Raw genomic sequence first — 7,450 nt, forward strand, 5'->3', positions numbered from 1 at the left:
CCCCGCCGCGCTCACGCCACTGGACGCTCTCCCGCTGACCGCCAACGGCAAGATCGACCGACGGGCCGTAGCCCGAAAGGTCGGTTCTTCCGCCGCCGATGAGTTTGCCGCGCCGGACCGGTCTACCCGGTAAGAGTCGGACGGTGACGAGCCGGACGGTGACCGGTCAGCGAGGAGAGCGCACCATGCAGAAGATCACGACCTTCCTGTGGTTCGACGACCAGGCCGAGGAGGCGGTCGAGCACTACACCTCCGTCTTCGACGACTCCCGGGTCCTGGAGGTCCTCCGCTGGGGCGAGGAGGGGCCAGGGGAGCCCGGCAAGGTCCTGACGATCAGGTTCGAGCTGGCCGGACAGCAGTTCATCGCCCTCAACGGCGGCCCGCACTTCCACTTCACCGAAGCCGTCTCGCTCTACGTCGACTGCCGGAGCCAGGAGGAGGTCGACGAGCTCTGGGCCAAGCTGCTGGAGGGTGGGGAGGAGAGCAAGTGCGGCTGGCTCAAGGACAAGTACGGACTGTCGTGGCAGATCGTGCCGAGACGGCTGACCGACCTGCTCAGCGACCCCGACCCGGCCACGGCGGACCGGGTCATGAAGGCGATGCTTGGAATGGTCAAGATCGACCTCCAAACCATCGAGAAGGCCGCCAGAGGCAATTCCGGCCCGTCCGGCGCCTGAGGTTGAGGTAGTTCAAGCCCGCCCGGCGCTTGAGGCCGAGACAAAACCAAGCCCGCCTGATGCTTGAGCCTGAGGCAAAACCAAGCCCGTCCGGCGTTTGAGGACGAGCCCGGAGGGCGATCGGGGGGCGAGGGGGCTGCGCCCCCCGGACCGAGCGAGGCCCGCCGCAGGCCCTAGCATGGCTCCGGCATGGACATAACCGTCTGGGAATTCCTCGTACTCGCCGCGGCCTCGGCCCTCGTCGGCTTCTCCAAGACCGCGGTCAGCGGCGCCAACACCGTCAGCCTGGCGATCTTCGCGGCCGTCCTCCCCGCCCGCGAGTCCACCGGCGTCCTCCTCCCCCTACTGATCGTCGGCGACATCCTCGCCGTGATCACCTACCGCCGCCACGCCCACTGGCCCACCCTCTGGCGCCTCTTCCCCGCCGTCGCCGCGGGTGTCGTCCTCGGCACCGCATACATGGCGTGGGCCGGCGACGCGGCGATCCGCAACTCGATCGGCGCGATCCTGCTGCTGATGGCGGGTGTGACGCTGTGGCGCCGCCGCGCGGGCGCGGAGGAGGCCCTGCCCGCGCCCGACACCAGCCGAGTCAAGGCCCGTTCATACGGGGTCCTCGGCGGTTTCACGACCATGGTGGCCAACGCGGGCGGCCCCGTCATGTCCCTCTACCTGCTCTCCGCGGGCTTCCGGAAGCTCGGCTTCCTGGGCACGTCGGCGTGGTTCTTCCTCATCGTCAACACCTCCAAGGTGCCCTTCAGCGTCGGCCTCGGCCTGATCGACGCCCGCTCCCTCCTCCTCGACGCGATGCTGGCCCTCTTCGTCATCCCCGGCGCGTTCATCGGCAAGGGGTGCGTGCACCGGATCGACCAGGTCCTCTTCGAGCGCCTGGTGATCGGCGCGACGATCCTCGGCGGCCTCCAACTCCTCCTGCGCTGAACCCCTGCGCCGAATCCCTGCGCCGAGCCCCTTCCGGTACCGGACGCCTACCGACCCCAGCGCAGCCCCGGCGTCGCCACCGGTGCGTCCCACAACCGCAGGAGCTCCTCGTCGACCTGGCACAGCGTCACCGAACACCCCGCCATGTCCAGTGAGGTGACATAGTTGCCGACCAACGTCCGCGCGACACTCACCCCCCGCTCGCCCAGCACCCGCTGCACCTCCGCGTTGAACCCGTACAGCTCCAGCAGCGGCGTGGCCCCCATCCCGTTGACCAGCGCCAGCACCGGCGCGTCGGGGCGCAGGTCCTCCAGGACGGCGTCGACGGCGAAGTCCGCGATCTCGCGGGAGGTCATCATCGCGCGCCGCTCCCGCCCCGGCTCGCCGTGAATGCCGATGCCCAGTTCCAGCTCGCCCGCCGGCAGGTCGAACGTGGGGCTGCCCTTCGCGGGCGTCGTGCACGCGCTCAGCGCCACCCCGAAGCTGCGTGAGGACTCGTTGACCCGGCGCGCGATCGCCTCGACCTTCTCCAGCGGGGCGCCCTCCTCCGCCAGCGCGCCCGCGATCTTCTCGACGAACAGGGTCGCGCCGGTGCCGCGCCGCCCCGCCGTGAAGGTGCTGTCGGTCACGGCCACGTCGTCGTCGACGAGCACGCTGGCCACCTGGATGCCCTCGTCCTCGGCCAGCTCGGCGGCCATGGTGAAGTTCAGCACGTCGCCCGTGTAGTTCTTCACGATGAACAGCACGCCCTTGCCGCTGTCCACCGCCGCCGCGGCCCGCACCATCTGGTCGGGCACGGGCGAGGTGAAGACCTCGCCGGGGCAGGCCGCGTCGAGCATCCCGGGCCCCACGAACCCGCCGTGCAGAGGCTCGTGCCCGGAACCGCCGCCGGAGACCAGGCCCACCTTGTCCGCGACGGGCGCGTCCCGCCGTACGACGACACGGTTGTCGACGTCGACCGTCAGCTCCGGATGCGCGGCGGCCACCCCGCGCAGCGCGTCCGCGACCACGGTCTCGGGAACATTGATCAGCATGCGCATGGGGGGCGTCCCTTCGAGGTCGGCGAGCAGGCGCCTCCAGCCTACGGAGCCCCCACCCGAGAAGCCACGGGTCGTGATCCACCCGGCGCCCCCCCCGCGGCAGCGAACCGTACCCGCGGGCTTGCGGCCCGACCCGGTTGGCGTGTTCATTACGCGTCATGGCGATCGTTGTGCTGGTGGGAGCCCTGGACACCAAGGGCGTGGAGTACGGATGGATGCGGGACCGGCTGCTGCGGGCGGGGGTGGAAGTGCTGCTCGTGGACGTCGGCGTCGTCGGCGAGCCGAGAGTGCGGCCCGACGTCCCGCGCACGGAGGTTGCCGCCGCGGCGGGCCGGGACGTGGAGGAACTCAAGGCCGACGGCGACCGCGGCGCGGCCGTCACGGCCATGGCCCAGGGCGCGGCCGAGATCGTCCGGCGGCTGTACGTGGAGGACCGGCTGCACGGCGTACTCGCCATCGGCGGCAGCGGCGGCACCTCCATGGCCACGCGCGCGATGCGCGCCCTGCCGCTGGGCGTACCGAAGTTGATGGTCTCCTCGATGGCCGCCGGGGACGTGACCCCGTACGTCGGCTCGTCCGACATCGCGATGCTGTACAGCGTCGTCGACATCGCGGGCGTCAACCGCGTCCTGACCCCGGTCCTGGCCAACGCCGCGGACGCGATGGCCGGCATGGCCCGGGGCTATGCCGCCGGGCGGGCCGAGCGGTCGGTGGACTGGGCGGCGGGGGACGCCAAGCCCGTGGTGGCCGCCTCGATGGCGGGCGTCACCACGCCGGGCGTGGACGCCGCCCGCGAGCGGCTGGCCGAACTCGGCTACGAGGTGCTGGTCTTCCACACCAGCGGCTCTGGCGGCCGCTCCCTGGAGGCGCTGGCTGAGCAGGGCCTCTTCGCGGGCGTCCTCGACCTGACCCTGAGCGAACTCGCGGACGACCTCGTGGGCGGCATCCTCACCGCCGGCCCCGACCGCCTGGAGGCCGCCGGGCGCAGGGGTATCCCGCAGGTGGTGAGCCTGGGCGCCCTGGACATGGTGAAGTTCGGCCCCCTCGATTCCCTCCCCGAGCGCTTCCGCGACCGCCACGTACGCGTGCACAACCCGTCCATCACGGTCATCCGCACCACCGAGGCCGAGTGCGCCGAGCTGGGCCGCCGCGTGGCCGCCAAGCTGCGGGCCGCGACCGGGCCCGCGTCGGTGCTGCTGCCGCTGCGCGGGCTGTCCACGCTCGGCGCGCCCGGCGGCCCGTACCACGACCCGGCCCTCGACGGGGCGCTCTTCGAGGCCCTGCGCGAGGGGCTGCGGTCCAGCGGCGTCGGGATACGGGAGGTGGACACCCACCTCAACGACCCGGCGTTCGGCCGTGCCGCGGCAGAGCGGCTGCACGCGATGATCACTCGGCGCGGGGCGGCCGGGGAACCGGGGGAGTGACCCGAACGGGCCCGGCGGAGCGGCGAACGGAACCCGCCGGACCTTGACTTGAGGCATGCTCCACCCAGACCTCGCCGACGTCGCGCAGCCCCGCGCCCTCGTCGCCCTCGGCGTGGTCGCGCTCCTGACCACGGTCGGCTTCACGGCATCCGGAGCACTGGCCCCCGCCGCGGACCGGCACCGCCCGGCCCCCGCCTCCTCGCAGCGCCCCACCCATGCACCGAGCCCGGCCGCGCACCAGAGCACGCCGCCCCCGTCGGACACCCGCCCGGGCAAGTAGCGGCTGGTCGGACAACACCCGCGTCTGGCAGGGTAGTTGGGCAAGTTGAATGCGGCCGTCCGGTTCGCCGCGGGCTACCATGCACGGCATCCGGAATGATCATTTCCCCCACGGAGGAGTACCCCATGGCAGTGGACGGGGCCGGCAACCAGGACTCCGGAAGCGGCGCGGCCGGCGTCTGGACCGGCCGGGACCTGCGGCAGGACAAGCCGCACAGCGCCCGGATGTACGACTTCTACCTGGGCGGGAAGGACAACTACCCCGCCGACCGGGAGGCCGCCGCCAAGGTCGTCGTGGCGTACCCGGGCATCATGGTGTGCGCCCGCGCCAACCGCGCGTTCATGCACCGCGCGACCCGCCACCTCGCCAAGCGCGGCATCCGCCAGTGGCTCGACATCGGCACGGGCATCCCCACGAGCCCGAACCTGCACGAGGTCGCCCAGACCGTCGCACCCGACGCCCGCGTCGTGTACGTCGACAAGGACCCCGTCGTGCTCGCCCACGCCCAGGCGCTGCTCAACAGCTCGGACCAGGGTGCCACCGCCTACATCGAGGCAGACGTCCTCGACCCCGAGGCGATCCTGGCCGCTCCGCAGCTGTCCGCGACGCTGGACCTGAGCCAGCCGGTCGCGCTCAGCCTCAACGCGCTGATGCACTTCGTGACCGACCAGCAGGACCCGTACGGGATCGTGCGGCGGCTGCTGGCCGAGCTGCCCTCCGGCTCCGCACTCGCCCTCTCGCACTGCACCCCCGACTTTGACCCGGCCACCTGGCAGAAGGTCACCGACATCTACACCGGTGGCGGAACACCCGTGCGGTTCCGCACCAAGGCCGAGGTCGAGGCCTTCTTCGAGGACCTCGATCTCGTCGAACCGGGTGTCGAGGTCGCCCATCGGTGGCACCCGGACGAGGACGGCGCCCGCTCCCACGTGACCACCGGCGAACTGACCGACGCCGAGGTCAGTCTCTGGGTGGGAGTGGGCCTCAAACCGTGAACCCGCCGGCCGGCCCGGGACGTGTGGGCTGAAACCGGCCCGGGTGCCGGGCTCCGCCGCCGTGGCCACTCGCCGTCGCGCTCGGCGCCCACCCCCTCGGTGCCGAGCGCGACGGGCGGCCGAGGCCCACGGGTGCTATGCAGGGAGGGCCCCACCGCAGGAGCCGGCCGGAACCGCGGCAGCCCGACGAGCAGCCGTCTGCCTGTCTGCCAGGAGGTGAGCGTGGCTGAGCATGGCAGGACCGGGCCCGACGCGGCGGACTTCCCCGCACGCCGCGCCCCGAAGGCGCGCGACCTCCGCGAACTGGACCGGGACGTGGCCCGCTGCCGCGCCTGCCCGCGACTCGTCGCCTGGCGGGAAGAGGCCGGGCGGGTCAAACGCAAGGCGTTCCTCGACTGGGACTACTGGGCCAAGCCCGTCCCCGGCCTCGGACCGCCCGACGCCGGGCTGGCGATCGTCGGCCTCGCGCCCGCCGCGCACGGCGGCAACCGCACGGGCCGGATGTTCACCGGCGACCGCTCCGGCGACGTCCTCTTTGCCGCCCTGCACGCCGTCGGCCTCGCCTCGCAGCCCACCTCGGTGACGCGCGACGACGGGCTGGAGCTGTACGGGGTGCGGATCGCCGCCCCCGTGCACTGCGCGCCGCCCGCCAACAAGCCCACCCCGGAGGAGCGTTCCACCTGCCGGCCCTGGCTCGCCCGCGAACTGGAGCTGCTGCGGCCGACGTTGCGGGCGGTCGTCGTCCTCGGGGCGTTCGGCTGGCAGGCGCTGCTGCCGGTCCTGGCCGAGGCGGGCTGGCAGGTGGGCCGCCCACGCCCCGGGTTCGGGCACGGCGCGCACGTCGAACTCGCCGGCCCGGCAGGCGAGCCGGCGCTGCACCTGCTGGGGTGCTACCACGTCAGCCAGCACAACGTCTTCACCGGCCGCCTCACCCCGGCCATGCTCCGTGAAGTCCTCGCACATGGCGCCGAGTTGGCTGGCATCGACCACACTGGGCCGTGAGCCGGCGGCCGCGTCCTCGGACGTACGAGCCGTGCCCTCGGGCGTACGAGCCGCGCTCTCAGGCACACGGAGTGCGCCTCAGGGGCGCGGCTCAGGTGTACGAAGGGCGGCCGCCGCGGTGCGTCACGCCTGGCCGGTGTCGATGCGCCGGACCTTGTCACCCGCGATCTCGAAGTGCCACTTGGTGCGCATCTCGCCCCACATGTCGTTGCTGTAGCGGGCGATCAGGTCGTGGCCGTTGTTCGACTGGGACTCGACCTCCATGTGGCCGTGGGAGATGAAGATCTCGTTGTCGGCCCACTGGTGGAGGTCCCGCTCCGACCCGTCGTCGGTCATGACCGCGTCGGGTGCCAGCAGGTTGAAGTACTTGTCCCGGTCACCGCTGTTGATCGCGTCGACCACGGCGCGCACGGTGGGGTCGGACAGCTTGTCGGTGCGGATCATCGCTCTTCCTCTCCCAAACGGCTCCCAGGGCTTCCGAGGGGCCCGATGGATACGGAACGGAATCGGACACTCCACCGATTGTCACCCATTCGGCCTGCCCGCGCTCAGCCGAGGAGCCCCGTGATCGCCTCCGCCGCGTCCGTCCGGAACGCCGACTTCCCCAGCATGACGCGCCGGTTCCGCTCCGGTCCCGGCGGGACGAGCCGGTCCACGGTCGACAGCAGCTCGCCCGGCCCGTCGGCGTACGCGGAGAGGCCTGCCGCCGCCATCTCCCGTACACCCTCGGCGCCGTGCCCCGGCAGCGGCCGGTAGCCGACCACCGGGAGCTCCGCGGCCAGCGCCTGCACGGCCGTCTGGCCCGCCGCGTTGTCCACCAGCACCCGCGCCGCCGCCATCAGCCCCGGCATGTCGCCCACCCAGCCCAGCGCCAGCACCCCCGGCAGCCCTGCCGCCCGGTGCCGCAGCCGCTCGTCCCGCCCGCACAGCAGCACGGGCAGACAGCCGTGGTGCGCCAGCGTCAGTGCCGTGGACTTCAGCGCCGTACCCACCCCCCACGCCCCCGCGGACAGCAGCACGGCCGGGCGGCCGGGGGAGCGGCGGTCGAGGATCGTCCGCCAGTGCGCGGGTGGTGCCTGCGCGGCCTCGCCGAACT

The 7,450-nt window shown here is 72.6% G+C and carries 9 protein-coding genes; 6 read left to right on the plus strand and 3 right to left on the minus strand.

What is annotated here, in order from left to right; genetic code table 11:
* Positions 1 to 185 precede the first annotated feature (185 nt).
* Positions 186 to 677, plus strand: a complete 492-nt coding sequence (locus AOK16_RS21370) for a VOC family protein (protein ID WP_055473805.1) — start codon at positions 186 to 188, stop codon at positions 675 to 677.
* Between the two features lie 189 nt (positions 678 to 866).
* Positions 867 to 1,613 carry a sulfite exporter TauE/SafE family protein gene (locus tag AOK16_RS21375; protein WP_055473806.1) on the plus strand — a complete coding sequence of 249 codons (747 nt, stop codon included), beginning with the start codon at positions 867 to 869 and terminating at the stop codon, positions 1,611 to 1,613.
* Between the two features lie 47 nt (positions 1,614 to 1,660).
* On the opposite strand, the gene dhaK is transcribed toward AOK16_RS21375, so the two are convergent.
* Positions 1,661 to 2,653, minus strand: coding sequence for a dihydroxyacetone kinase subunit DhaK (gene dhaK, locus AOK16_RS21380; RefSeq protein ID WP_055473807.1), 993 nt, complete (start codon positions 2,651 to 2,653; stop codon positions 1,661 to 1,663).
* A 158-nt stretch (positions 2,654 to 2,811) separates the two neighbouring features.
* On the opposite strand from dhaK, the gene AOK16_RS21385 reads away from it, so the two are divergent.
* From AOK16_RS21385 to AOK16_RS21400, 4 genes are all read left to right on the plus strand, one after another.
* Positions 2,812 to 4,077 (plus strand): Tm-1-like ATP-binding domain-containing protein, encoded by a 1,266-nt coding sequence (locus AOK16_RS21385; RefSeq protein WP_055473808.1) that lies wholly within the window; start codon positions 2,812 to 2,814, stop codon positions 4,075 to 4,077.
* Positions 4,078 to 4,132: 55 nt separating this feature from the next.
* Positions 4,133 to 4,357 carry a hypothetical protein gene (locus AOK16_RS21390; RefSeq protein WP_055473809.1) on the plus strand — a complete coding sequence of 75 codons (225 nt, stop codon included), beginning with the start codon at positions 4,133 to 4,135 and terminating at the stop codon, positions 4,355 to 4,357.
* Between the two features lie 125 nt (positions 4,358 to 4,482).
* Positions 4,483 to 5,352 carry an SAM-dependent methyltransferase gene (locus AOK16_RS21395; RefSeq protein WP_079101629.1) on the plus strand — a complete coding sequence of 290 codons (870 nt, stop codon included), beginning with the start codon at positions 4,483 to 4,485 and terminating at the stop codon, positions 5,350 to 5,352.
* A 222-nt stretch (positions 5,353 to 5,574) separates the two neighbouring features.
* Positions 5,575 to 6,354 carry a uracil-DNA glycosylase gene (locus AOK16_RS21400; protein WP_205627748.1) on the plus strand — a complete coding sequence of 260 codons (780 nt, stop codon included), beginning with the start codon at positions 5,575 to 5,577 and terminating at the stop codon, positions 6,352 to 6,354.
* A gap of 123 nt (positions 6,355 to 6,477) precedes the next feature.
* Here AOK16_RS21400 and AOK16_RS21405 read toward each other — a convergent pair whose 3' ends face one another.
* The gene (locus AOK16_RS21405) at positions 6,478 to 6,798 is read right to left on the minus strand and encodes a nuclear transport factor 2-like protein (RefSeq protein WP_055473811.1); all 321 of its coding nucleotides are present in this window, start codon (positions 6,796 to 6,798) and stop codon (positions 6,478 to 6,480) included.
* A 104-nt stretch (positions 6,799 to 6,902) separates the two neighbouring features.
* The coding region (locus tag AOK16_RS21410; protein ID WP_478072508.1) for a glycosyltransferase family protein at positions 6,903 to 7,450 on the minus strand (548 nt) is incomplete at its 5' end.

This window comes from Streptomyces pathocidini, assembly GCF_001418495.1.
GTDB lineage: Bacteria > Actinomycetota > Actinomycetes > Streptomycetales > Streptomycetaceae > Streptomyces > Streptomyces pathocidini.

Coding starts and splice junctions, on each gene's coding strand:
- AOK16_RS21370 (WP_055473805.1), top strand. CDS start 186: ATGCAGAAGATCACGACCTTCCTGTGGTTCGACGACCAGGCCGAGGAG.
- AOK16_RS21375 (WP_055473806.1), top strand. CDS start 867: ATGGACATAACCGTCTGGGAATTCCTCGTACTCGCCGCGGCCTCGGCC.
- dhaK (WP_055473807.1), bottom strand. CDS start 2,653: ATGCGCATGCTGATCAATGTTCCCGAGACCGTGGTCGCGGACGCGCTG.
- AOK16_RS21385 (WP_055473808.1), top strand. CDS start 2,812: ATGGCGATCGTTGTGCTGGTGGGAGCCCTGGACACCAAGGGCGTGGAG.
- AOK16_RS21390 (WP_055473809.1), top strand. CDS start 4,133: ATGCTCCACCCAGACCTCGCCGACGTCGCGCAGCCCCGCGCCCTCGTC.
- AOK16_RS21395 (WP_079101629.1), top strand. CDS start 4,483: ATGGCAGTGGACGGGGCCGGCAACCAGGACTCCGGAAGCGGCGCGGCC.
- AOK16_RS21405 (WP_055473811.1), bottom strand. CDS start 6,798: ATGATCCGCACCGACAAGCTGTCCGACCCCACCGTGCGCGCCGTGGTC.